26 protein-coding genes are annotated in these 23,097 nt (G+C 61.1%); all 26 read left to right on the top strand.

Going from position 1 to position 23,097, the window contains the following annotated elements; translation table 11 throughout:
* Nucleotides 1-315: 315 nt before the first annotated feature.
* The 26 genes from RHP74_RS16665 to RHP74_RS16540 all read left to right on the top strand — a co-directional run bounded on the left by RHP74_RS16665 (nucleotide 316) and on the right by RHP74_RS16540 (nucleotide 23,096).
* The gene (locus tag RHP74_RS16665) at nucleotides 316-834 is read left to right on the top strand and encodes a phage regulatory CII family protein (protein WP_059181269.1); all 519 of its coding nucleotides are present in this window, start codon (nucleotides 316-318) and stop codon (nucleotides 832-834) included.
* Nucleotides 827-1,054 (top strand): TraR/DksA family transcriptional regulator, encoded by a 228-nt coding sequence (locus RHP74_RS16660; RefSeq protein ID WP_311095884.1) that lies wholly within the window; start codon nucleotides 827-829, stop codon nucleotides 1,052-1,054. The genes RHP74_RS16665 and RHP74_RS16660 overlap by 8 nt, the downstream gene beginning before the upstream one ends.
* On the top strand, nucleotides 1,044-3,263 hold the full coding sequence (locus RHP74_RS16655) for a VapE domain-containing protein (protein WP_311095883.1): 2,220 nt from the start codon (nucleotides 1,044-1,046) through the stop codon (nucleotides 3,261-3,263). Before RHP74_RS16660 ends, RHP74_RS16655 begins: the two co-directional genes overlap by 11 nt.
* Nucleotides 3,256-3,621 carry a hypothetical protein gene (locus RHP74_RS16650; RefSeq protein WP_311095882.1) on the top strand — a complete coding sequence of 122 codons (366 nt, stop codon included), beginning with the start codon at nucleotides 3,256-3,258 and terminating at the stop codon, nucleotides 3,619-3,621. The genes RHP74_RS16655 and RHP74_RS16650 overlap by 8 nt, the downstream gene beginning before the upstream one ends.
* A 526-nt stretch (nucleotides 3,622-4,147) precedes the next feature.
* Complete coding sequence (locus RHP74_RS16645) at nucleotides 4,148-4,492, top strand: phage holin family protein (protein ID WP_311095881.1); 345 nt, start codon at nucleotides 4,148-4,150, stop codon at nucleotides 4,490-4,492.
* Nucleotides 4,493-4,669: 177 nt separating this feature from the next.
* Nucleotides 4,670-5,272 carry a terminase small subunit gene (locus RHP74_RS16640; RefSeq protein ID WP_311095880.1) on the top strand — a complete coding sequence of 201 codons (603 nt, stop codon included), beginning with the start codon at nucleotides 4,670-4,672 and terminating at the stop codon, nucleotides 5,270-5,272.
* A 4-nt stretch (nucleotides 5,273-5,276) separates the two neighbouring features.
* Nucleotides 5,277-7,292, top strand: a complete 2,016-nt coding sequence (locus RHP74_RS16635; protein ID WP_311095879.1) for a phage terminase large subunit family protein — start codon at nucleotides 5,277-5,279, stop codon at nucleotides 7,290-7,292.
* A gap of 1 nt (nucleotide 7,293) precedes the next feature.
* Nucleotides 7,294-7,500: a phage head-tail joining protein gene (locus tag RHP74_RS16630; protein ID WP_311095878.1), complete on the top strand. Its 207-nt coding sequence runs from the start codon at nucleotides 7,294-7,296 to the stop codon at nucleotides 7,498-7,500.
* Nucleotides 7,500-8,981 (top strand): phage portal protein, encoded by a 1,482-nt coding sequence (locus RHP74_RS16625; protein WP_311095877.1) that lies wholly within the window; start codon nucleotides 7,500-7,502, stop codon nucleotides 8,979-8,981. Before RHP74_RS16630 ends, RHP74_RS16625 begins: the two co-directional genes overlap by 1 nt.
* Nucleotides 8,978-10,132, top strand: a complete 1,155-nt coding sequence (locus tag RHP74_RS16620) for a head maturation protease, ClpP-related (protein ID WP_311095876.1) — start codon at nucleotides 8,978-8,980, stop codon at nucleotides 10,130-10,132. The genes RHP74_RS16625 and RHP74_RS16620 overlap by 4 nt, the downstream gene beginning before the upstream one ends.
* Entirely contained in the window at nucleotides 10,129-10,473 is a 345-nt protein-coding gene (locus RHP74_RS16615) for a head decoration protein (RefSeq protein ID WP_311095875.1), read from the top strand. Before RHP74_RS16620 ends, RHP74_RS16615 begins: the two co-directional genes overlap by 4 nt.
* A 62-nt stretch (nucleotides 10,474-10,535) precedes the next feature.
* The gene (locus RHP74_RS16610) at nucleotides 10,536-11,531 is read left to right on the top strand and encodes a major capsid protein (protein WP_311095874.1); all 996 of its coding nucleotides are present in this window, start codon (nucleotides 10,536-10,538) and stop codon (nucleotides 11,529-11,531) included.
* Nucleotides 11,532-11,533: 2 nt separating this feature from the next.
* The gene (locus tag RHP74_RS16605) at nucleotides 11,534-11,854 is read left to right on the top strand and encodes a hypothetical protein (RefSeq protein ID WP_311095873.1); all 321 of its coding nucleotides are present in this window, start codon (nucleotides 11,534-11,536) and stop codon (nucleotides 11,852-11,854) included.
* Entirely contained in the window at nucleotides 11,851-12,516 is a 666-nt protein-coding gene (locus RHP74_RS16600; protein WP_311095872.1) for a hypothetical protein, read from the top strand. Before RHP74_RS16605 ends, RHP74_RS16600 begins: the two co-directional genes overlap by 4 nt.
* On the top strand, nucleotides 12,509-13,027 hold the full coding sequence (locus tag RHP74_RS16595; RefSeq protein WP_311095871.1) for a hypothetical protein: 519 nt from the start codon (nucleotides 12,509-12,511) through the stop codon (nucleotides 13,025-13,027). Before RHP74_RS16600 ends, RHP74_RS16595 begins: the two co-directional genes overlap by 8 nt.
* Complete coding sequence (locus RHP74_RS16590) at nucleotides 13,024-13,581, top strand: phage baseplate assembly protein V (protein ID WP_311095870.1); 558 nt, start codon at nucleotides 13,024-13,026, stop codon at nucleotides 13,579-13,581. The genes RHP74_RS16595 and RHP74_RS16590 overlap by 4 nt, the downstream gene beginning before the upstream one ends.
* Nucleotides 13,582-13,635: 54 nt before the next feature.
* A complete protein-coding gene (locus RHP74_RS16585) occupies nucleotides 13,636-13,866 on the top strand; it encodes a hypothetical protein (protein WP_311095869.1) in 231 nt (76 codons plus the stop codon).
* Nucleotides 13,867-13,871: 5 nt separating this feature from the next.
* A complete protein-coding gene (locus RHP74_RS16580; protein ID WP_311095868.1) occupies nucleotides 13,872-14,198 on the top strand; it encodes a GPW/gp25 family protein in 327 nt (108 codons plus the stop codon).
* Nucleotides 14,195-15,082 (top strand): baseplate J/gp47 family protein, encoded by an 888-nt coding sequence (locus RHP74_RS16575; RefSeq protein WP_311095867.1) that lies wholly within the window; start codon nucleotides 14,195-14,197, stop codon nucleotides 15,080-15,082. The genes RHP74_RS16580 and RHP74_RS16575 overlap by 4 nt, the downstream gene beginning before the upstream one ends.
* Nucleotides 15,079-15,687 carry a phage tail protein I gene (locus RHP74_RS16570; RefSeq protein ID WP_311095866.1) on the top strand — a complete coding sequence of 203 codons (609 nt, stop codon included), beginning with the start codon at nucleotides 15,079-15,081 and terminating at the stop codon, nucleotides 15,685-15,687. Before RHP74_RS16575 ends, RHP74_RS16570 begins: the two co-directional genes overlap by 4 nt.
* Nucleotides 15,680-17,638 carry a phage tail protein gene (locus RHP74_RS16565; RefSeq protein WP_311095865.1) on the top strand — a complete coding sequence of 653 codons (1,959 nt, stop codon included), beginning with the start codon at nucleotides 15,680-15,682 and terminating at the stop codon, nucleotides 17,636-17,638. Before RHP74_RS16570 ends, RHP74_RS16565 begins: the two co-directional genes overlap by 8 nt.
* 12 nt (nucleotides 17,639-17,650) lie before the next feature.
* On the top strand, nucleotides 17,651-18,076 hold the full coding sequence (locus RHP74_RS16560; protein WP_311095864.1) for a phage tail assembly chaperone: 426 nt from the start codon (nucleotides 17,651-17,653) through the stop codon (nucleotides 18,074-18,076).
* A gap of 104 nt (nucleotides 18,077-18,180) precedes the next feature.
* The gene (locus RHP74_RS16555) at nucleotides 18,181-19,347 is read left to right on the top strand and encodes a phage tail sheath family protein (protein ID WP_311095863.1); all 1,167 of its coding nucleotides are present in this window, start codon (nucleotides 18,181-18,183) and stop codon (nucleotides 19,345-19,347) included.
* Nucleotides 19,348-19,359: 12 nt separating this feature from the next.
* Entirely contained in the window at nucleotides 19,360-19,863 is a 504-nt protein-coding gene (locus tag RHP74_RS16550; protein ID WP_010462348.1) for a phage major tail tube protein, read from the top strand.
* 13 nt (nucleotides 19,864-19,876) lie between these two features.
* A complete protein-coding gene (locus tag RHP74_RS16545; protein WP_311095862.1) occupies nucleotides 19,877-20,197 on the top strand; it encodes a phage tail assembly protein in 321 nt (106 codons plus the stop codon).
* 148 nt (nucleotides 20,198-20,345) lie between these two features.
* On the top strand, nucleotides 20,346-23,096 hold the full coding sequence (locus RHP74_RS16540) for a phage tail tape measure protein (protein WP_311095861.1): 2,751 nt from the start codon (nucleotides 20,346-20,348) through the stop codon (nucleotides 23,094-23,096).
* The last annotated feature ends 1 nt before the right edge of the window (nucleotide 23,097 follow it).

Genomic DNA, 23,097 nt, shown 5'->3' with positions numbered 1-23,097 from the left:
ACCCAAAGGCCGCCTAGTTCCTCCCAGCACGCACCACCACAGCGCTGTCGGGTCGCGATAAAGATAGGCGGGCACACCACATGCTAACCACCTCTCTTTACCGCGCTTTCCAAGGCACGGATGCCTTGGTGTTGCTGCCTTTTCCACCACAGATTGGGCAGCTGTTGCGCCAGGGGTGAACGACGGATCGTTCGCCTCGGCACGGTGCCGGTTCGATCCTGAAGATCTAGCCGGCGTTTGGGCCCTTTCAAGCCACGCGGCAAATGTATCACCACTGCATGTCGCGCGGCACTGGCAACCTTAAGGATTAATGCCATGAGCCGAATCGCTCTGAGTTCTGTAGAACGGGCGCAGCGGGAAATCCTGCCGCTCGATTTAGCGCTTTACCATGCTGCCCGGGACTACCCCGGCGGCGCTGCTGCAATTGCCGCCACCACCGGCAGAAACGCGACCACGCTGCAGCACAAGCTGTCTCCAACTCACCCCAGCCACACGGTGAACATTCAGGAATTCGGCGAGATCCTGGAGTTGACCAAGGACCGCCGCATTCTGGATGCCGTGCATGCGCTGGTCGGGGATACGACTTGGCAGGAGTTGGCCGAGGCGTACACCAACGACATGCCTGAAACCTTGACCACCGGCATTGCTGAGTATTTCCGGCAGGTCGCGGATTTGGCTGAGACATGGGCGAAGAGCATCGGCGACGGTGTGGTGACGGACCACGAACTGGCCGCGATACGCCTGCAGGTGTTTCGCGGTATTCAAGGGCTGCTGGGGATGTTCAACCGCGCTACCTACGTTAATCAAACAACGCGGGGTGTCGACCGTGGCTGACATCGCTGATTTTGCCAACGACCTGGTGCAGGAGCGTCTTGATCAGGCGCTCGCTGCGCGTAACGCCGCCAAGCCCTCTTCGGCGGCGCATTCATTCCTGTTCTGCGAAGGTTGTGATGATCCGATACCGGAGGAGCGTCGCTTAGCGCAGCCCGGTTGTTCGCAGTGCGTGCCTTGCCAGTCGATCGAAGAATCGCGGGAGGCTCGTCATGCTCGATGAGTTATTGGGTCAATTCGCAGACTACGGCCTTGAGCCGGACCAGCCGTTAATTTTTGGCAAGCTGACCCGCTGCAAGACGACTCAGGATAAGGGCAAAGAAAAGAACGGTTGGTATGTCGTCCATGAACATCGGACCGAGAAAGACGAAACGCTGATGTTTGGCAGCTTCGGCGACTGGCGTTCGGGCGAAACGCAAAAGATTAAAGTGAAGGCGGGGCGGATGTCGCCTGAAGAGCGTGAGGTTATGCGCGCTCGCCAAGAGGACGCCAAGCGTCGCGCCGCCGAGATAGCGTTCAATGCTGCACGTCGAGCGGCGAACCGCGCGGATGGACTGTTCAAGCGCATGCCTGAGAAGGGGCGTAGCGAATATCTGGACCGAAAGCAGGTCGTCGGTTTTGGTATTCGTTACGCGCCGCGCACTGGCGCGTTTTTGGTGCCGATGTGCAACGTGCGGGATCAGATCGTTGGCCTGCAGGTGGTCTTTCCGACTAAGCAGGAAGACACCGGTCGGGATAAATCCTACTGGCCTTACGGGATGTCGAAAGAAGGCGCTTTTCACCTGATCGGGCCTCACCCTGAACCGGGGGAGCCGGTGCTGGTATGTGAGGGTTACGCCACGGGCGCCAGCCTGCATATGGCGACATCGCTGACGGTGGCGATCGCTTTCGATGCGGGCAATCTGCTGGTGGTGTGCAAGGCCATGCGTGAGCGCTTCCCGGGTCGCCCGCTGATTGTCTGTCGCGATGATGATTGGAAGACCCAACGCCCGAACGGTGATGCCTGGAACCCCGGTGAGGAGAAGGCCAACAATGCTGCTCTGATCGTCGGTGGCCAGGTGGTTGCGCCGATCTTCTCCGGTGAACGGGAAGACAAGTGGACGGACTTCAATGACCTGCACATCGCCGAAGGCTTGGAGGCAGTCCGGCGTCAGGTGCTGGCGGTGGTCAAGCCACCGGCAGCGGGCGGTTGGAAAGACCAATTGGCTCGCACCGAAAGCGGTGCCCTTATCGCGCATATGCAAAACGTTGAACTGATACTTGGAAACGACGAACGCTGGGCCGGTGTGATCACCTACAGCGCCTTCAGTTCGAAGATCGTCAAGCTGCGCTCTGCCCCTTATGGCGGCGGTACGGGCGACTGGGCCGACATCGATGACGTGCGGGTGATGAAGTGGCTCGCGCAGCAATACAACCTGCGTGTTAAGTCGACGCAGGTGATCGAGGCGGTGAGCGTTGTTGCTCATGACCATGCATTTCATCCGGTGCGGGAGTACCTGCACAAGCTCGAATGGGATCGGGTGCCTCGGTTGGAAAGTTGGCTCACCGATGTAATGGGCGTTCAAGCCAGCGACTACTCGGCGAAGGTCGGTAAGCGCTGGCTGCTGTCGGCGGTAGGGCGGGTAATGAGGCCCGGCTGCAAGGCTGACTCGGTGATGATTCTGGAAGGCGCGCAGGGCGCTGGTAAGTCGACAGCAATGAGCATTCTCGGTGGCGAGTGGTTCATGGATACGCCCTTTGCCCTGGGCGACAAGGACGGCTTTCAGGCGATCCGTGGCAAATGGATTGTCGAGCTGGGGGAGCTGGACAGCTTCAACAAGGCCGAGAGTACCAAGGCCAAACAGTTCTTCTCAGCGTCGACCGATACTTACCGCGAAAGCTACGGCCGCCGAACGAACGACGTGCCACGCCAGTGTGTGTTCGTGGGGACGACCAACCAAGACGAATATCTCAAGGACGCCACCGGCAACCGGCGGTATTGGCCGGTGGCTTGTACCAAGGTCGACCTGGAGCTGCTGCGTGAGATCCGTGACCAGCTTTGGGCAGAAGCGATGTTTTGCTACGAGGCCGGCGATATTTGGTGGGTGACGCCTGATGAAGCGCCGACCTTTGCCGAGGCGCAGGAAGAGCGCTTTGTGGTGGATGAGTGGGAAGGGCCGATCCTGACCTGGTTGGAGGAATCGCAGATCGGTGAAACCACATCTGGCAGTGAGGTGCTGACGAATGCGCTGAAGCTCGACTTCGGTCATTGGGGTAAGCCTGAGCAGATGCGTGTTGGGGCGATCATGCACCGGCTTGGTTGGCGGCGTACTCGGATGCCGGCGTTGGTGAAAAGTGGGCAGCGTCCTTGGGCTTACAAGAAGCCGGTGGGTTGGGGTGGCGCTTCGGCGTTGAAGGTGGAACCGATCGAGGAGCCTTGCTTCGGTGATTAAGCGAATTGATGAAATGCTCAAGCTTTGGGCTGAGGATCTGCATTCGCCGGTGGCCGAGTCTTTCGGCGGGGCGAGCGGCGGGAACATGATCGCCATGTTGATGGAGTGCAAAGGGGAGTTGATTCGCGGAACTCGCGGGAGTCGGGTGTTGTTGGATGAATCGGCTGATATTGAGCTGATCGTGAACAAACACCTGCCACCGCAGTTGTCGGTGGTGGTGTGGGAGCATTACTGCAATCACGAAAGCTTTCTGTCTCAGAAGTACACCCATTGCGGTTGTAGTCGCGACACGTATTACCAGCGCTTGCATGAGGCGCATTTGTGCATCGCCGGCATGTTGATGGGGAAGGCTGCGTGACCCCAGGCACAACACCGGTAGTTGTTGTCCCACTGGCTCGCCTTGTCCCGCTAAGTTTTAACGTAGTGGGACAAGCGCGGGCCTTGTCGTTGTTGGACTGTCCCACCGTCCCGCCCGTTGGAGCTTCCCGCCCATGTGAGCGGAGCGGGCACCAGCACGCGCCTGTGGCGCGCACGCGTGTTATTCAATTCCTTTCTTTACACGAGAAAGAAGATAAAAAAGTAGGACAGTGGGGAGACGCAGCGAATTTAGGCGCTCTCAGGCGTCCCACTTCGATTCTGAAAGGTGGGACAAATGGGACAACGCAACAGCAACAGATAGCCGAGGTGGTGTATTCACCGACATTGCCTAGGCGTTCACCCTGCGTTACCCACATATTCACCGGGTGGCATTAAAGTGGGGTTGCTGCCACCGGAATCCACCTGTAAAAAGTAGTCATCTTCGATAGGTGCGACCGCAGAGAGCGGCAGGCACCACACACCAAACCCGGCCATTACGCCGGGTTTTTGCGTTTATGGGGTAGGCGATGACAAACGAGCAGCAAACGCTGGCAGAGATGCCGATCTGGTTAGTGATCGTCCTGGCCCTGGTCGGCGGCGTGTCGGGCGAGATGTGGCGAGCTGACAAGGACGGGGCAAGGGGTTGGGCATTGTTACGACGCCTGGCACTTCGGTCCGGTGCCTGCGTTGGTTGCGGACTGTCCACCATGATGTTGTTGCACGCCGCCGGGGTGTCGATCTGGACTGCATCGGCGATGGGCTGCCTGACCGCAATGGCCGGCGCCGATGTTGCCATCGGGTTGTACGAACGCTGGGCCGCCAAGCGGCTGGGTGTCTGCGAAGCGCCACCCTCCGGTGGTGAACAGGGGTGATGCACCGGTCCGGGGCGCGGAAAACCGCCGGGGACCCTGGGGTTATCCGAGGGGTACGGGGTCGGAAACCCGCGGGAAGTTGTTAGCGGCAGGGTTGCCAGCTTACTGAAATTCAATCCATTGAAATCGAAAGGTTCCATTGAAAAGCCGTTGAAAAGCCGTTGAAAAGGAGGGCTTATGACAGAACCAATGTACCTGTCAAAGAGCGCCTTCGCGGCTCGGATCGGCAGGGCGCCCAGCTACATTACATGGTTGAAAAACAACAACCGCCTGGTGCTGACCGCCGACGGTAAACAGGTCGATGTCTCGGCCAGCGAAGCGTTGATTCGCGACACCGCTGACCCCAGCAAGACCGCTGTCGCTGACCGCCACCACCAAGATCGGCTTCAGCGTGACGTTTACAGTCAGCTATCCAGCCAGGTAGAGCCGACTTCAACGGCTGCGCCGTCGCTCACGATTACCCCTGCGGGACAGCTCCCCGATTTCCAGAAGGCCCGCGCATTGCGCGAGCACAACCTGGCCCAGCTCGCCGAGATCGAGTTGCACAAGGCCAAGGGCTCGCTGGTAGTTCTGTCGGCAGTTCAAACCGGTGCCTACAACGCCGGTCGCATGCTGCGCGATCAACTGCTGGGGATGCCGCCGCAACTGGCTCCGGAACTGGCGTCGATGACAGACCCTTGGGAAATCGAAAAGCACCTCACGGCGGCGATCCGCCGCTCGCTGGAAGACGCCGAACGCATGTCTTCAGCGGACCTTGAACACGCATTGACCACGAGTTAAGCCCATGCCCACTGGATTCCCTGACGGTGCGGAGGTGTACCGCGAGGCGTATTTCCGTGGGCTACGGCCCGACCCGGACGTCTGGATCGATCAGTGGGCCGACGAGTACATGCGGATCCCGCGTGACACCGGTGCCGCTGAGCCGGGCCAGTACCGCACCTCGCGTACACCGTATGCCCGCGAGCCCATGCGTTGCCTGTCGCCGGCTCACCCCTGCAAGCGGGTGATCACCATGGTCGCGTCGCAGTTGATGAAAACCCAGATCGGTCTGAACTGGATCGGCGGCCTGATGCACATGGCGCCGTCAAATATCCTGGCGCTGCTGCCCAGCCTCGGCCTGGCCAAACGGGTGTCCTCGCGGATCGGCAAAACGATCAAAGCGACGCCGGTGTTGCGCGAGCGTGTGGCGGCTAACCGCTCGCGGGATTCGCGCAACACCATGGACACCAAGGAGTTCGAGGGTGGCACGTTGTACGTCACCACCGCCGGATCGGCCGCCAACTTATCGGAGTTGTCGGCCCGCTATGTTTACGGTGATGAGATCGACCGCTGGGAGGTGGACATCGGCGAGGAGGGTGACCCTATCGAGCTGGCAGAAACCCGGGGCAGTACCTTTGGCCGTAACGCCAAGTTCTACTTCTCCAGCTCGCCGACGATCAAGGGCGCCTCGCGGATCTCTGATCTGTTCGATGGCAGCGACCAGCGTCACTACTACGTGCCATGCCCGACTTGCGGGCACATGCAAATCCTTGAGTGGGAACGGCTGCACTACTCAACGGACTTCAGCGTGGTGCATTACCAGTGCGCCGGACCTGAGTGTGATGTGCTGATCGAGGAGTATCACAAAGGCGAAATGCTCACCAACGGTGAATGGCGGGCCCACGCCGAAGGCGACGGTGAAACCGTTGGCTTCCACCTCAACGCATTGTATTCGCCGCTGGGTTGGATGGATTGGAAGTCGCTGGCCAAGCAATTCGAGAAGGCTAAAAAGGCCCAGGCCAAAGGCGACCTTGAGCCCATGCAGGTGTTTTATAACACCCGACTGGCGAAGGTTTGGGACGCGGCTCAGGAGCAGACCAAAGCAGATGTCCTGAGGCGTCGGGCGCGGCTGGAAGGATACAGCCTTGGCTCAATGCCGGCGGCAGTGATGATGATCACCGGGGCCGTCGACGTTCAGGCCAACCGGTTGGAATTCATGGCCATGGGCTGGGGCGCCGGCATGGAGCGCTGGGTCGTTGATTTCCAGATCGTTTCGGGCGATCCCGCAGACGAACGCACCTGGGCGGCGCTGGATGAGTTGCTCAAGGCTAAATATCGCCATCCGTGCGGTGTTGGCTTGGGCATTCTGGCCACCGCTGTCGACTCCGGCGGTCACCACACCGATGAGGTTTACCAGTTCTGCCGTGTTCGTCGCTGGCGCAACGTGTTCGCCATCAAAGGTGCAAGCAAACCCGGCAAGCCGGTCATTGCTCAACGCCCCTCGATGGTCGATGTGACCTGGAAAGGCCAAACCGAACGCAACGGTGCTGAGCTGTGGTTCGTCGGTACCGACACGGCAAAGGACTGGATCTACAACCGCTACCCGTTCGAATCCGGTCCGGGTGCGTTGCACTTTGCCAATGACTTGCCGGATGACTTCTTCGATCAGTGCGTCGCGGAGCGCAAAGTCGCGCGGTACATCCGGGGTCACAAGCGCATCGAGTGGGTCAAGGGCAAAGCCGAGCACAACGAAGCGCTCGACCTGATGGTGTATTGCTTGGCCATGGCGCATTACCTGGGCCTGAATCGCTACAAGGAACACGACTGGGAGCGCGTGCGTCAGTCCCTGGCGCAGTCCGGACTGTTTGACGAAGCCCTGGGCATCAAGCCCGTTCAAGGCGAACGGGTCGATAGTCCTGGTCCAGCAACACCGACTCGGCAACCGGCGTCACCACCCGCTGTTCCGGTCGTGCAAACGCGCCCCGCAGCAACACCACCTCAACGCCGCAGTTCCACCAGCGGTTACCTGAAGAGACGCTGATATGTCATTTACCCAGAAGCACCTCGACGCGGTTGAGGCGGCCATCGCTCGCGGTGAGAAAGTCGTCCGCTACACCGATCGCACCGTGGAATATCGCACCGTCGACGAGCTGCTCAAGGCGCGCGAAGAGATTCGCATGTCGCTGATCAGCGCCGCTGGACCACGCTCGCGCGTGGTCAGGCTGTATCACGGAGGCAAAGGAGTCTAATGGCCCGTCACTATCCGACGCTCACCCGTAACGGATTCGTGTTGCCGTCGAACATCAAGGCTAGTTACGAAGGTGCCGGGGAGGGCCGACGCTCCACTGGTTGGGATGCTCCCGACAACGGGATCAACAGCATCAACACCCCGGCACTGCGCAACCTGCGTTCGCGCTCCCGGGCAGCGGTTCGCAATGACCCGTATGCCTTCAACGTGATCGACAAGCGCGTCAGCAACCTGATCGGTACGGGCATCACTCCGCGGCCGACCACTGACGACGATGCGTTACGCAAGTTGCTGCAGGAGCTGTGGGGCGATTGGGTCGATGAATCGGATGCGGACGATCGTACCGACTTCTACGGCCAGCAGGCCTTGGTAGCGCGCACCGTTGAAACCTCGGGGGAGTGCTTTGTGCGGCTACGACCGCGTAGCCTGGACGAGGGCTTGGCGGTTCCGCTGCAGTTGCAGATTCTGGCGCCGGAGTTTGTCCCGCACGACAAGTACGAGAGCACCAAATCCGGCAACGTTATCCGCGCCGGGATCGAGTTCAATCCCGGCGGCAAACGGGTGGCGTATTGGATGTACCTGTCACATCCACGCGACGCGTCATCGCTGAACGCCGGCTACAACCAACTGGTGCGAGTGCCGGCTGTCCAGGTGCTGCACATCTTTGAACCGGTCGAGCCGGGTCAACTGCGCGGAGTGCCACGATTGTCGCCGGTGCTCAAGCGCCTGCGCAGCCTCGACAACTACGACGACGCGGTGTTGTTTCGCCAGGAGGTGGCCAACCTGTTTGCCGGATTCATCAGCCGGCCGGCTCCGGACTCGGGGCAGACGCCACGAGATCCGGTCACCGGCCAGTTGTTGGATCTCGACCGTGACGGCTTCACACCGATGGTCGCGCTGGAACCCGGAACCATGCAGGAACTGGGACCCGGTGAAGAGGTGGAGTTCTCCAAGCCACCGGACGCGGGCAACAACTACCCGGACTTCATGCGGCAGCAACTGATGGCCGCCGCCGCTGGGTCCGGCACGCCTTACGAGATCCTCACCGGCGACATGCGCGGGATCAACGACCGAGCGTTACGTGTGGTGCTCAACGAGTTTCGGCGCCGCCTGGAACAACTGCAATTCGGTGTCTATGTCCACCAGCTCTGCCGCCCAGTACGGGCCGCCTGGATGGACATGGCCGTGTTGTCCGGTGTCCTGGTGCTGAGCGATTACGCGCAGAAGCGCCGTGACTATTTGCGTGCCCGTTGGGTGCCGCAAGGTTGGGCCTACATCCAACCGGTGCAGGACGTTCAGGCACGACGGATGGAAGTCCAGGCCGGCTTTGCCTCGCGCAGCGAGATGGTCCTGCGCACTGGCTACGACGCCGAAACGGTCGACCTGGAAAACGCCGCCGATCTGGCGCGGGCCACCGCACTGGGCCTCAACTACACAACCCTTGAAGCCGTCGAAATAACCGACGACAAGGAGCAACCATGAGCAAGAAAACGCGACCGCGTATTTACAACCGCGCGGGTCAGCGCGTGCAGGTTCAGGACAAAACCTGGTACGCATTGCAGGTCAGCGGCGAGGCCACCGAGCGAGTGATCGAAGTCTTTGTCTATGGCGAGATCGGCACCTGGGGCATTACTGCCAATCAATTCGTGCAGGACCTGCGCGCCATGGACGACGGCGTCTCGCCAGTGATCGCGGCATTCAACAGCATCGGCGGAGATTTGTTTGACGGGTTGGCCATGCACAACGCGCTGTCGCGTCTGGGCGAGCGCTGCACCGGCCGGATTGATGCGTTAGCCGCCAGTGCTGCCAGCGTGGCGGTGTGCGGCGCACACCGTGTCGTCATTGCGTCGAACGCGATGCTGATGATCCACAACCCTTACACCTACGCCGGTGGCGATGCGGAGGACTTCCGTCGAGTCGCTGATGTGCTGGATCAGACCCTGGAGGCGATCATTGCGGCCTACAAGGCCAAGGCGCCGGACATCGATGACGCCGAGCTGCGGCGCATGGTCAACGCCGAAACTTGGCTGACGGCCAATGAAGCGGTGGCACTGGGCTTGGCCGATGAAGTCGGCGACGGCATTACGGTCAAGGCCTGCCTCGGCCAAGGGGCCGTGCTGCAGCGTTACCAGCATGCACCGGCTGAACTAGTGGCCCAGCTCGACGAACCACCGGAAACGGATCTGGATCTGGATCCGGTCGATCCACCCTTGGTGCCGCCGGTCGTCGATTCGGCCAAGTTGGCATTGATGATCACCCAGCGTTGCACGGCGGCGGGCATCAGCAATCTGGTCGAGTCGCTGCTCAGCTCGACCCAGCTCGAAAGCGAAGAGATCGTCTTGGCCGGATTGGCGCGTGCCAAGGCGGTGAATGACCTCTGTGTGGCCGCCCGCTTGCCGGAGTTCAGCGCCGAGTACGTGTCAGCGGGGCTGGACGCTGCAGCGGTTCGAGCGCGTCTGTTCGACAAGATTGTCACCAGTGGCAAGGGCTTTGAAATCGACAACAGCCTGCCGCTCGACCACGACCCGGCACCCAAGGTGCTGGCCAAACAACCTGATCCCACCTCGATCTGGGCTTCGCGACAAGCGGCCCAATCTGGAACTGCGCGCGGCGCGAAAGGAGCAAGAGCATGACCATCAAAAAAGAGCCGATTCACGCGGGTGAATTTCTGCTGTCCGAGGGCGCGGGGAACATTTCTCGGGAAACTATCAACGTCGCCGCTGGCCCCGCGCTGAATCCGGGGCAGGTTCTCGGCCTGGTGACGGCCACAGCCGAATTCGCGCCGTATGACTCTGCTGCCACAGACGGTACCGAGGCGGCCGTGGCGATTCTCTACGGGCCATTGGGCGAGTCGGACATTGTGCGTCGGGGGCGCGCCGTGGTGCGTTTGGCTGAAGTCAGCGAAGCACACCTGACCGGGCTTGACCCTGTGGCGGAACAGGCTTTGGCCAGCCATTTCCTGATTGTTCGCTAAGACTATCCCTTACGTTTATCCGGCCCGCCCTGAGCGGGTTTTTTCATTTCTGGAGAGTACCCATGGCCGAGATCGCCATTTTTGACGACGAAGCGTTTACCGTTACCGCGCTGACTGCTGCACTCAACGATCAACCCTACCTCCCGGGCCGCATCAGCGCCCTTGGCCTGTTCCGCGAAGAAGGCATCACCACCCTGACCGTGCAGATCGAAAAGGACGGCGACACCCTGGCGCTGGTGCCGGCTGGTGAACGCGGCGGCTCTGGTCTGGTGGTCGCGGCGAGCAAGCGCAATCTGATCCCGTTCAACACCGTGCACCTGCCGGAGCGCTTCACCATCAAGGCCGACGAGATTCAAGGTATTCGCGCCTTCGGTACCCGCACCGAGTTGCAGGCAGTGCAGGATGTGGTCAATACCCGTTTGGCCAAAGCGCGCCGTCAGTTGGACGCAACCCACGAGTTTCAGCGTATGGGCGCGCTCAACGGCTTGATCCTGGATGCCGATGGTTCGACGGTGCTGTTAGACCTGTATGACCGCTTCGGAGTAGAGCGTCAGAAGCTCTCCATGGGACTGACGGACCCCAACGCTGAGCTGCGCGTCAAATGCGGCGAAGCGTTGGATATGCAGGAAGATGCCCTCGGCGTCGTGACCAGCACGGGTTCTCGCGCGTTCTGCGGCAAGCATTTCTGGAACAAGCTGATCGTTCACGAATCGGTCAAAGAGACTTACCTCAACAGCCAGCAAGCAGCGGCGTTGCGGGGTGATGCCCGGGAAAGCTTCGAATTCGGCGGCATCGTGTGGGAGCGCTACCGTGGCAAAGTCGCGGGCGTATCTTTCGTCCACGACGATAAGGCGCTGCTGGTCCCTGAAGGTGTTCCTGACCTGTACATCTCGGTGTTCGCACCGGCTGACTACATGGAAACGGTCAACACCCAGGGTATCCCGTACTACAGCAAGATTGAGCCTATGCAGTTCGGCAAGGGCATGGCCGGCGAAGCGCAGTCCAACCCGCTGCACCTGTGCACCCGGCCGCGCGCACAGATCCTGCTGGAGCTCTGATCGTGGGCTTTCGCGATCTGATTGCCGAGGTCGACGCGGTGGTGTTCGAGACGCTGGGCGACAGCGCGCGGATCGAGGGCCGAGCAGAACCGGTGCTCGGCATGTTCGCCGCGCCCTGGTTACAGCCCAAGTTCGGCAAGCTCAACACCGGTTTGCGTGAGCCGAGGTTCGAGATCCGCGTCAGCGATTCGCACGGCCTTGTACGCGGGCTTCTGGTCAGCATCGATTTGCCGGCCTTGGATGGCGGTGGCGATTACGACCTGCTGCAGTTGGAGCCGAGCGGTGACGGTCTGGTTGCCTTGATTCTGAGGATGCGCCCGTGAGCGTCGGCAGTTACTTCAAGCCCTCGGCCGGTGGCGGGATGATTTCCATCCAGTCCTCGACGGCGGACCTGAACGCGTTCCAGGACTTTGCCAAGCTGGTGCCCAAGGCTGCGGCAGCTGCGCAACGTCGGGCGATCAACAAAACGCTGGGGTGGCTGCGTACGCACATTGCCCGGGCCGTCAGTCGGCAGGAACGCATTGCCGTCGCGGCAGTGCGTCAACGGCTGCGCAGTTACCCGGTGTCCGGCGGGGCTTCGAGCGGCAAGCTGTGGTTTGGTTTGAACGCCATCGAATCCAGCCGGATCGGCCGAGCGCGGCAGACGGGCAGCGGGGTGTCGGTAGCGGGACGGCGTTACCAGGGCGCGTTCCTGAAGAAGGTCTACGGCAACAAGCCCGACATCTGGATTCGCACCGCGAGCAAGCATTTCAACGCGGACGATTATCCCGACAGCACGGTGTCACCCGGTCGTGGACCGAGTTCAGGGTGGGTTGCGGAACACGGCAATCGATTCCCGCTGGCCAAAGCCAAAGTGTCACTGGAGCAAGCCCGCCCGCACTTCGATAGTTGGGTCAAACGCGCCGATGCGCGCCTGCTGGAAATCTTGCGGCAGGAATTCAACTTTGAGCTGCAAAAGTATTTGAAGGGGACGACCAATGGCTGACGAGCCTTTTAGTCTTGACCAGCTCTACCGGGCAATTGAGCAGCACCTGAAGGCTCATCTGCCGGGCGTTCACGCGGTGACAGCGTGGCCGAACATCAAGGATCGCGTTGCATTGCCGGCGGTGTTCATTGAACTGGCTGAGATGGAACCCGGCCTCGACATCGGAACGGGGCAGACAACCGTTATTTGCAAGTTCGAGGCCCGGATCATTGTTGACCCGATACGCCCCCAGCATTGCCAGCAAGCCGCGCACCTGGCAGCGCAGCTGGCCGTCTTGTTGCGACTGCAAACGTGGGGGCTTGAGGTGGAGCCTGCCGAGTTTGTTCAGGCGATGCAGGACTGGACCAAGCCGGAGCTGGATGGCTACGTGGTCTGGTTGGTGGAGTGGACGCAGCAGATCTACCTCGGCGAGGAAGAATGGCCTTGGCCGGACGAACCGCCGGGCACCCTGATGCTGGGCTTCAACGACGACGTCAAAGCCGACTTTTTCAAACCTGAGGACCTGCCGTGAGTTACGCGAGCGCCGAGCATGACCGCATGATTGCAGCCATGTTGATGCCGTGTGCGGTAGTCGGCGTCGATCTGGTTGCACCTGCAGTGCGGGTGTCGAATGGCGAGTGGACCAGCGCCTGGGTGCGCTGGCACAGCTTGGCCGCCGGTAAGGCGCGACACTGGCGCGTGCCAACCCTTGGTGAGCAGGGGGTGTTGTTCAACCCCAGCGGTCAGGCCGGTATGGGCACTTTTGTTCCGGGCTTGTATGGCAATGCTGGCGCGCCACCGGATAACCGCGACCATGTCGAGGTTTGGCGTTTCGACGACGGTGGTTCGCTGGTCTACGACTGGCAGGCCAGGTCCTACGCCATCACCCTGCCAAGCGGCACGGTGACCATTAAAGTCGCCAGTACTGAGGTGGTCGTCACCGATGCCGCCGTTACCGTAACGACCGGCAATATCAACCTGAAAGCGGCGGTGACCATCGACGGTGCGCTACACGTCACGCAGGGCATCACCAGTGCCGGCGCGATCATTGACGCCGGTGGCAACAGCAACCATCACACGCATTAATTTTTCACCCCACGACAACCCGCCAAGTGCGGGTTTTTTTTGCCTGGAGAAAACATGGCCAAGACCATCGACAACCCTGTCAGCGATGAGCAACCAATCGCTTTCCCGGTACCAGAGTTGCGGCTGAAGTTTCGCGACAAGGTTTATACGTCACGAACTTTAATCATCCCCAGAAGCGGCCGCGCATTGCCGGTGGCTAAAGGGCTGGTGGAAGTCGCAACGTCCGACAGCGAGGCTCTGACGTTCCTGAAAGCCAGCGAAGAATTCGAACAGTTTAAGGAGTGACCTAGATGATCGGAATGGATCGCCACACCGGCCAACCCATCTCCGGCATCGCGCATCTGCGCCAGTCCATTGCCGACATCCTGGGCACACGGGTGGGCAGTCGCCGGCACCGGCCGGAGTACGGCAGCAACATTCCCTTGTACGTCGACATGCCGGTGAACGAAGGCTGGAAAAGCTCGGTGCAAGCCGAGGCGGTCCGGGCGATCAGTCGCTGGGAACCGCGCGTCAAGCTGGAGCGCATCCGCGCCCTCTCGGTGCTGGGCGGGCAAATCAATCTGAGCATTGCCGGCGAATACCTCGGCGACCGCTTTCTGTTTGAGGTGAGCGTATGAGCATCGTGGATCTGTCGGCCCTGCCGGCGCCGGATGTGCTGGAGCCGTTGGACTTCGAAGACACCTATGACGAAGCCCTGAGCACGTTTCGCGGCTACATGGGCGACAACTGGAGCGCGCCGATTGAGAGCGAGCCGGTGGTTAAGGTGCTGGAGGTGGGGGCCTATATGAAGGTCGCTAACCGTGCCCGGGTTAACGATGGTTGCAAAGCGCTACTGTTGGCCCATGCGATCGGCGCTGACCTTGATCATCTGGGCGCCAATTACAACCTGAAACGCCTGGTGATTCAGGCCGAGGATCTGTCGGCGGTGCCGCCGGTGCCGGAGGTCAAGGAGCAGGACGACCCGTTTCGCGAGCGCATCCAGTTGGCCTTTGAGGGGCTGACCACGGCCGGGCCGCGTGCCAGTTACATCTTGCACGCCCGTAACGCCTCGGGGGTGGTGATGGATGCCACGGCGGAAAGCCCGGCGCCGTGTTACGTCACGGTCACGGTGTTGAGTTCCGAAGGCAAGGGGGAGGCCAGTGCCGAGCTGTTGGCCACGGTCAAGGCGGCGCTGAATGACGAAGACGTGCGACCGGTGTGCGATCGGGTCACGGTGCAGAGCGCGCAGATTATTGATTATCGCATTGACGCCATTTTGCACATGACCGGCGCCGGGCCTGAGGGGGATGCCAGTTTGGCCGAAGCCATCAACCGCTTGGCGAAGTGGATCAATCCACGCAAGCGCTTGGGGGTCGAGGTGGCCCGTTCGGCGGTCGACGCGCAATTGCACGTTGCCGGCGTGGCTCGGGTCGAGCTGGTCGGCTGGGCGGATCTGGCCCCGACCAAGGCGCAGGCGGCGTACTGCGTGGGCTATGACGTGAAACTGGCGGGTGCCTCATGAAAAGCCTGCTGCCGAGCAATAGCACGCCACTGGAGCGCGCCCTGGAGGCGGCGTTTTATGAGCGAACCATTGTCCCGTTGCGCACCCTGTACAACGCCGATACCTGCCCGGTGCATCTGCTGCCGCATTTGGCGTGGGCGTGGTCGGTCGATCGCTGGGACCCCGGATGGACCGAGGCGACCAAGCGAGCGGCCATCAAGGCGTCTTATTACATCCATGCCCACAAGGGGACCATCGGCGCGTTGCGCCGGGTGGTCGAGCCCCTGGGCTATCTGATTGAAATCGTCGAGTGGTTTAACACGGTGCCGGAAGGCCCGCCGGGCACCTTTGCGCTGAAGGTCGGCGTGCTGGACACCGGGATCACCGAAGAAATGTATCAGGAGCTGGAGCGCCTGATTGACGACGCCAAGCCCGTCACGCGGCACCTGACCGGGCTGGCGATCAGCCTCGAAACCCAAGGCAATTTGAACATTGCGGTAACGCTCTACGAGGGCGACGAAATCGACGTGTATCCGCCGGTGATGCGCGACATCGAGGTCACTGGCAACTTCGGCGTGGTCGGCCGCGAACACTCCATAGACACCCTGGACGTTTATTATGATTGATGCGAATTCGCAGTTTTTTGCGATCCTCACGAACGTGGGGATGGCCAAGCAGGCGAACGCCGACGCGCTCGGCATTCCCTGGAAGCTCACGGAAATGGGTGTGGGTGATGCCAACCTAACCGACCCGATTCCGAGCGCAACGCAAACCCAACTGATCCGCGAATGGCGCCGCCGTCCGCTGAATCAGCTCAAGATTGATCCGGTCAACCCGGCGGTGATGATTGCCGAGCAGGTCATTCCGGCCGATGAGGGTGGTTTCTGGATTCGCGAAATCGGCTTGTATGACGCGGACGGCGATCTGGTGGCGGTGGCCAACTGCGCGCCGAGTTTCAAGCCGGTGCTGTCGCAGGGCTCAGGCCGCACGCAAGTGGTGCGGATGAATTTCATCGTGTCCAGCTCTGCCAACATCACGCTCAAGATTGACCCGTCGGTGGTGCTGGCGACGCGTGAATACGTCGACACGCGCCTTCTGGAAGAACTGAACAAACTCGACAGCAAGCAGTCGGTGCGCGTGGCCACCACGGCCAACATCGCACTCGCGGGCCTTCAAATCATCGACGGCATCGCCCTAGTGGCGGGTGATCGGGTGCTGGTGAAAAACCAGTCCGTGGCCAGGGACAACGGCCTGTACGTCGTGGCTGCTGGCGTCTGGGGGCGCGCGCTCGATGCCGACAGCAGTGCCGAGGTGACCTCGGCGTTATTGGTATCGGTTGAGCAGGGCAGCACGCTGGCCGACACTCGTTGGCAGTTGGTTACAGATGGGGCGATTGTCCTGGGCGCCACGGCGTTGACGTTCCAGAACATCACCCAAGGCTTTGCGGCAATCAACGCGCCGGCGCTGATCAGTCCCACGGCGAATACGCCGGCTCAGTTCGACAACTCCAAGTTGCTGGCTAACACGGAGTTTGTTAAGCGTATGGGCGTTGAGTATTCGTCCTTTACCAGCATTGGGGTGAATACGTCGCTTTCGGCGGTGCATGTAGGAGGGTTGCACAGTTTCTCAAACACCGCTTTGTTGTTTGCCAATCTGCCGCCTACAACGGGCGTTGCCCAGGGCGCCACGATTTGTCTTGTTTGCGCTAGCAGTGCCGGTCTGAACATTCAGCCAGCGGCTGGGGATGCGCTGTATACATCAATCGGTTCTGTTGGGTCGATCGTTTTGGGGGCTGCTGACACGGCGGAATTTATCCGCATTGACACTCAGTGGCGCTTGGTTGGCGGTTCTGCGGCGCTCAAATATTCAGCCGTGATGCTGGGTGCTAACTGGTTAACGCAGTCGCAGTTTGATAGCAGTAAATCCTTCGCGACGACGGAGTTTGTTCAGCGGGCGCTGGGTAATTTGTCCGGGGTGGCAGATGTTGGGAATGGCATTTTCGCAAATGCTGGCCACGTTGGGAAAAATCTAAACATCGGGGCCGGCAACTCGTCTCTGCCACCCACGACAAGCGTCATTGATGGCGCAACCCTGCATTACAAAAATACGGGGGTTGGAAGCCACACGCTGTCTCGCGTAGGGGCCGACGTAATTTCCTGTGACGGATCGCCCCTGACGACGATCGTAATCGGCACGGGTGAAGAACTGACATTAGTCAAGGTTAGTTCTAACTGGATTGGGTCGGGAACGGCGGCGCTTAAATACACCGCTGCTTTCATGGCCTCTCTTCTTTCTAGCGGTTATCAGAAGCTTCCCAGTGGCCTGATCCTTCAATGGGGTTATTCCGCATCCACTACGACGTCTGTAGCAGCAACATTCCCGGTTGCATTCCCTAACCGGTGCGCATGGATCGGCAGTCAAGACAATGGCGGCGCGCCGAATCTCTCAATGTGGTCCTTCAACATTAGCGGCCCAACGTCGTTTACCTGCCATAACATTGGCGCCCTAAACAAAGGGTCTTCAGCGTTCCTTGCGTCTGTGAACTCCGCATGCGCTTGGTTCGCCGTTGGCTACTAAGGAGAAATCTACATGTTCGCTTCGAGAACTGCGGGCGGCTTTTACGATCCTTCAATTCATACGACGATGCCGGATGACGTGATTGAAATCGGTGCTGAATATCACGCGCAACTGTTGCGGGGTGAGTCAGAGGGAAAGTTGATTGATTTCACTCCTGAAAGCGGCCCCGTGCTGATCGATCCGCCGCCGCCCTCTTTTGAGGCGCTGGCGGGCATTGAGCGCCGTTGGCGTGATGAGCGTTTGTTGGCGACCGACGGGGTTGTCTCACGCCATCGCGACGAGCTTGAAGGCGCGACCACTACCACGTTGACGCTGGAGCAATACAGCGAGTTGCAGGCATTCCGTCAAGCGCTGCGCAACTGGCCGGAGGCCGGCGAATTCCCACTCATGGACCATCGCCCGATCGCGCCGCCCTGGCTGGCCGAGCAAGCCCAATAAACGCCCCGCACTGACGGGGCGTTTTCTTTTCCGTTACGCGTAACACGACCATCCCTGACAGCCTCGCTTATGCGGGGCTTTTTCGTTTCTGGAGATTGAGCCTTATGAGTTTCTTTCACGGCGTCACTACCACGTTGATCGACACCGGTGCGCGCACCATCTCGCTGCCGTCGTCGTCGATCATTGGTCTGTGCGACACCTTCACCCCGGGCCTGTTGGGCGGCGGCAAGGCCCTCGCCGGCGAGCTGGTGTTGCTCACGTCCGAGCGCGAAGCCATTGCCGCGTTCGGCCCTGACTCGGCAATCACCAAGGCCGCCCAGGCGATCTACGTGCGCGCCAAGGCGGTGATCGTCGCCATCGGCGTGCCTAAGCTCGCTGACGAGGCGTTGCAAACGTCCGCCATCATTGGTGGCGTTCTGGCTGATGGCCAGCGTACCGGACTGCAAGCGCTGCTGGATGGCAAGAGCAAGCACAACGCCCAGCCCAAGCTGCTGATCGCCCCGGGGCATTCCTCGACGCAAGCGGTGGCCACGGCCATGGATGCGCTGGCCGGCAAGTTGCGCGCGATCGCGATTATCGACGGGCCGAACACCACCGATGAGGCGGCCATGGCCTACGCCCTGGAGTTCGGCAGCAAGCGTCTGTATCTGGTCGACCCCGGCGTCAAGTATTGGGACACCGTCACCAGTGCCACGGTCGACGCGCCGGGTTCGGCGTGGGTGGCGGGTCTATTCGCCTGGACCGATGCCAATTACGGCTACTGGGCGTCGCCGTCGAACAAAGAGTTTGTCGGCATCACCGGCACCAAGCGCCCGATCGAGTACCTGGACGGCGACGAAACCTGCCGGGCCAACCTGCTGAATAACGCGAACATTTCGACGATTCTGCGCGATGGCGGTTATCGCCTGTGGGGCAACCGCACGTTGTCCAGCGATCCGAAATGGTCGTTCGTTACCCGGGTGCGGACCTGCGACATCCTGATGGATGCGATCCAAGCCGGGCACAAGTGGGCGGTCGACCGTTCGATCACAAAGACCTATGTGCAGGACGTGACCGAAGGCCTTCAGGCGTTCATGCGCGATCAGAAGAACGCCGGGGCGGTGATCAACTTCGAAGTCTATGCGGACAAGGAGATGAACACGGCCAGCCAAATCGAACAGGGCAAAATTTACTGGCGCATCCGCTTCACCGACGTGCCGCCGGCAGAAAACCCGAATTTCCTCATTGAAGTCACCAACGAATGGCTGACCGAAGTTCTTGAAACTGCCTAAGGGGGCCGCTCAATGATTCCTCAAGTTCTCTCCAACATGAATGCCTTTGTCGACGGTGTGAGTTTCGCCGGCGACGTGCCGACCCTGTCGCTGCCCAAGCTGACGCAAAAGACCGACGACTATCAGGGCGGCGGCATGTCCGCGCCGATCGAAATGGCCATGGGCCTGGAAAAGCTGGAAGCGGCGTTTACCACCAACGGCGTGCGCCGCGAGTCGCTGAAGTACTTCGGTCTGGCCGATCAGACCGCTTGCACCATCGTCTTTCGGGGCGCCTTCCGGGGCCTGCGAGGCGTGGTGACGCCGGTCGTGGTCACCCTGCGCGGCGGCATCAAAGAGGTCGACATGGGCGACTGGAAGCCGGGCGACAAGGCGGAAATCAAGCACGCGATCAAGGCCGTTTATTACAAGCTCGAAATCGACGGTCGCGTGATGTTCGAAATCGACCCGCTCAACATGATTCAGGTGGTCGACGGTGTCGATCAACTGGCGGCAGAACGTTCGGCCCTCGGCCTCTAAGGACTAAAAGAACATGACTCAAGTAACCCAAGACACCAGCGAGCCGACCTTGCCGAAGTGGCTGAAGCTGGTCGATGAGAGCGTGACCGTAACGCTCAAATACCCAACCCTGATCAGCGGCGTATTGACTGATTCGCTGACCATGCGTGCGCCCAGTCTCAAGGATTGGCGCGCGTCCAAGATCGCCGGCAATGGCGACTATGAAAAGCAGGAGCTGTCGTTGTTCGGCAGCTTGACCGGGCTGTCTGAGGTCGAGCTGTTGACCCTGAAATTCAAGGACTACCAGCGCCTTTCGGCGGGCTATTTTCGCCTGGTCGAAGAGGACGACGTTTAACGCCGTCACGCTCAGGGACACGGCTCAACGCTTGGCCAAAGAGACAGGGTTCTCGGCGGCCGAGATTGAGGCGTTGCCCTTCGATCAGATGCTGTGGTGGCTCACGGATCGAGCCGCCTTTGAACTCCCCGACGTATAGGGCACGCACATGGCGAACAAACTCGCGCTCGGTCTGGTCATTGGCGGGGCGGTCAGCTCCACAGTGGGCTCGGCGTTCAAGGACATCACCAGTCGCATCAAGCGGCTGGAGACGGAAGGCAAAAAAGCCCGGGTGCTGGAAAAGACCATTGGCGACACCATGCGCCTGCGCGACGAATGGCGCCGGGCGCACATGGCGGGCGAGAAGGGTGCCTCGGCGTTGCAAAAGCAACTCGAAAGCAATCTGAACAGCCTGAAGAAAGAAGGCGTAGAGGTGCGCAATCTGACCAAGGCCTATGCGGCCATGGGGCAGGCGGCGAACAAGGCCGAGCTGAAGGCCAAAGGTCACCAGCAACTCGACGAAGGCAAGCAGAAACTCAAAAGCAGTGTCGGCCAAGCGGTGGCCGCCACGGCGGCGATGGCGATTCCGACCAAGGTCAGCGCGGACTATGGCGCGATCATTCGTGACATCGCGATCAAGTCCAACATTGCCAACAAGCCCGAAGAAGCGCAGTTGTCGAAAAAGATCGTCGACACGTCGCGCGATACGGGCATGGCGCGCAATCAGGTGGCCGAGGTGGTCAACGCCCTAGTGGGCGCCGGTATGGAGCTGGACAAGGCCCTGCAATACGCCCCGACCGCCGCCAAGTTCGCCGTGGGGCAAGGCTCCGACGGTGGCGAAACGGCGCGCATGATCAACGCCCTGGGGCAAAACGCCAAGATCACCGACCCGGCCATTATGCAAAAGGCCCTGGAGGCGATCGCCTACCAAGGGCAGGCGGGCAGTTTCGAGGCGGCCGACATGGCGCGTTGGTTCCCCGAGTTGCTGGCGGGCATGGGCAAGCTGGGCATCACCGGCATGGACTCGGTGTCGCAACTGGGCGCCATGCTTCAGGTGCAAATGAAGACTGCCGGCGGATCCGATGAGGCGGCCAACAACCTCAAAAACTGGATGGAAAAGATCGGCTCGGGTGACACGGTCGAGGCCTACAAAAAGGCCGGGATCGATTATCAGGCGTCGATGAATACCGGGCTGCAGAATGGTAAATCTACTCTGGAATCCAGCTTTGAACTGGCGCAAAAGTACATCGCGGCGACCGATCCGAAGAAGGCCGCCGCCATGGCCGAGGCCACGGCCAAGATCAGCAAGGAGGCCGACCCGGAAAAGGCCAAGGCCATGATCGCGTCCCTGGAGCAAGCCTTGCGCACCGGCGATCTGTTCGCTGACATGCAGGTCAAGGGCGCGCTGACCGCGTTCATGCAGAACAAGGAGCTGTACGCCAGTCTGAAAAAGGACTCGGCCAACGCCACCGGGATCTTGGACAAGAACCTGGAGGAACGCCGGCAGTCGTCGGCGCAGAAGTGGGCGGAAATGGCCCAGGGCGCGGACGACGCCATGCGCGCGATCGGCGACGCGTTCCGCCCGGTCACGGATGCCGTGGCGGACGGGCTGACCTACGTCACCCAAGGCCTGAGCAAGCTGTCGGACGAATCGCCCAAGCTGGTGACCGGCATCGGCGCGGCCGTGGCAGCGGTGATCGCCTTTCAGAGCGCCATGAGTACCTTCAAGATCGCCAAAGGCTTGCTCAACATCGGGCGCGGTTCGCTGATGGGCAATCCGAACATTCCGCAAAAAGTCATTGTGGTGGGCGGTGGTGGTGGCGGGGGCGGTGGTCTGGATGCCGGCGATCTGGACGACGACGGCAAACGCGACAAGAAGGGCAGGAAGGGCGGCCGGGGTGGTAAAGGCGGCAAGTTGGCCAGTGTCGCCTCGACCGCCGCAAACACGGCCAAGGCGGCCAGCACGGTCGGCGCTGCCGGTTCGGTCGGGCGGGCGGTGAGCGGGGTCGGTCGAACCGTGGCCTCGGGGGTCAAGGGGCCGGCCATCTTTGCGGTCGTTGAGGCCGGTTTGAAAGCCAAGGACACCTACGACAACGCGGTGACGCAGGACGAAAAAGCCGAAGGCTATGGCGCGGCCGTGGGGGGCTTGGCGGGTACGCTGACCGGGGCGGCCGCTGGTGCGGCGCTCGGCACGATGGTCCTGCCGGTGATCGGCACCTTCGTCGGCGGTTTGATTGGCGGCTATCTCGGCAGCCAGGGCGGTGACGCCCTGGGCGGTGCGCTGGGTAAGGCCGCGTTTGGCACGCCTGACGAGCTGAAGCGTCTGCCTGCCGCCGGGCCGCTGATGATGGCCAATGCCGGCAAGGACATCCCGCCGGTGCTGGGCGGGATTGCCCAATCGTTCGCCCCGTCGACCACTGGGCCGCTGATGCTGGCCAATCCCGCCGCCGGCCCGGGGGCGAGTGTCGCCGCGACGACGGCCGCTGCGCCGATCATGCCGGCCGCGCCGCCGGTGTCGTATGACCCGCGCGACCTCGACTCGAAAGACGCCATGCTGATGCCGCACTTTGCCAACAAGGTGCGTTTTCCGGGTTCGGAGTTGCGTCGCCCGAAAGTCATTCGTTCGGGCCTGGAAGATCCGGCGCCGCAACCGGGGCAGGCGGCCAAAGCCATGATGCTGCCGCCGGCCAGCGCGGACGCGGCGGCGGGGGCCTTGGTCAAGCCGATGGCGGCGAAAGCGGAGGCGCCCAAAGTCGAGTCCAACGTGGCGATTCAGGCGCCGTTTTCGCTGACGGTCAACGGTGACGTCAAGGACGCCGCGCAGCTGTACGGCCAGCTCAAGCCGTTGCTTGATCAGCACTATCGCGACATGGCCAAGCAAATGGGGAGCGCTCAGCTGTTTGACGCGCCGCACGTTTAAT

The sequence above is a fragment of the Pseudomonas sp. SG20052 genome (assembly GCF_031766055.1).
GTDB classification, from domain to species: Bacteria; Pseudomonadota; Gammaproteobacteria; order Pseudomonadales; family Pseudomonadaceae; genus Aquipseudomonas; species Aquipseudomonas mandelii.
The sequence above is the reverse complement of the archived record's forward strand: the minus strand, read 5'-3'. Positions and strand labels throughout refer to the sequence as shown.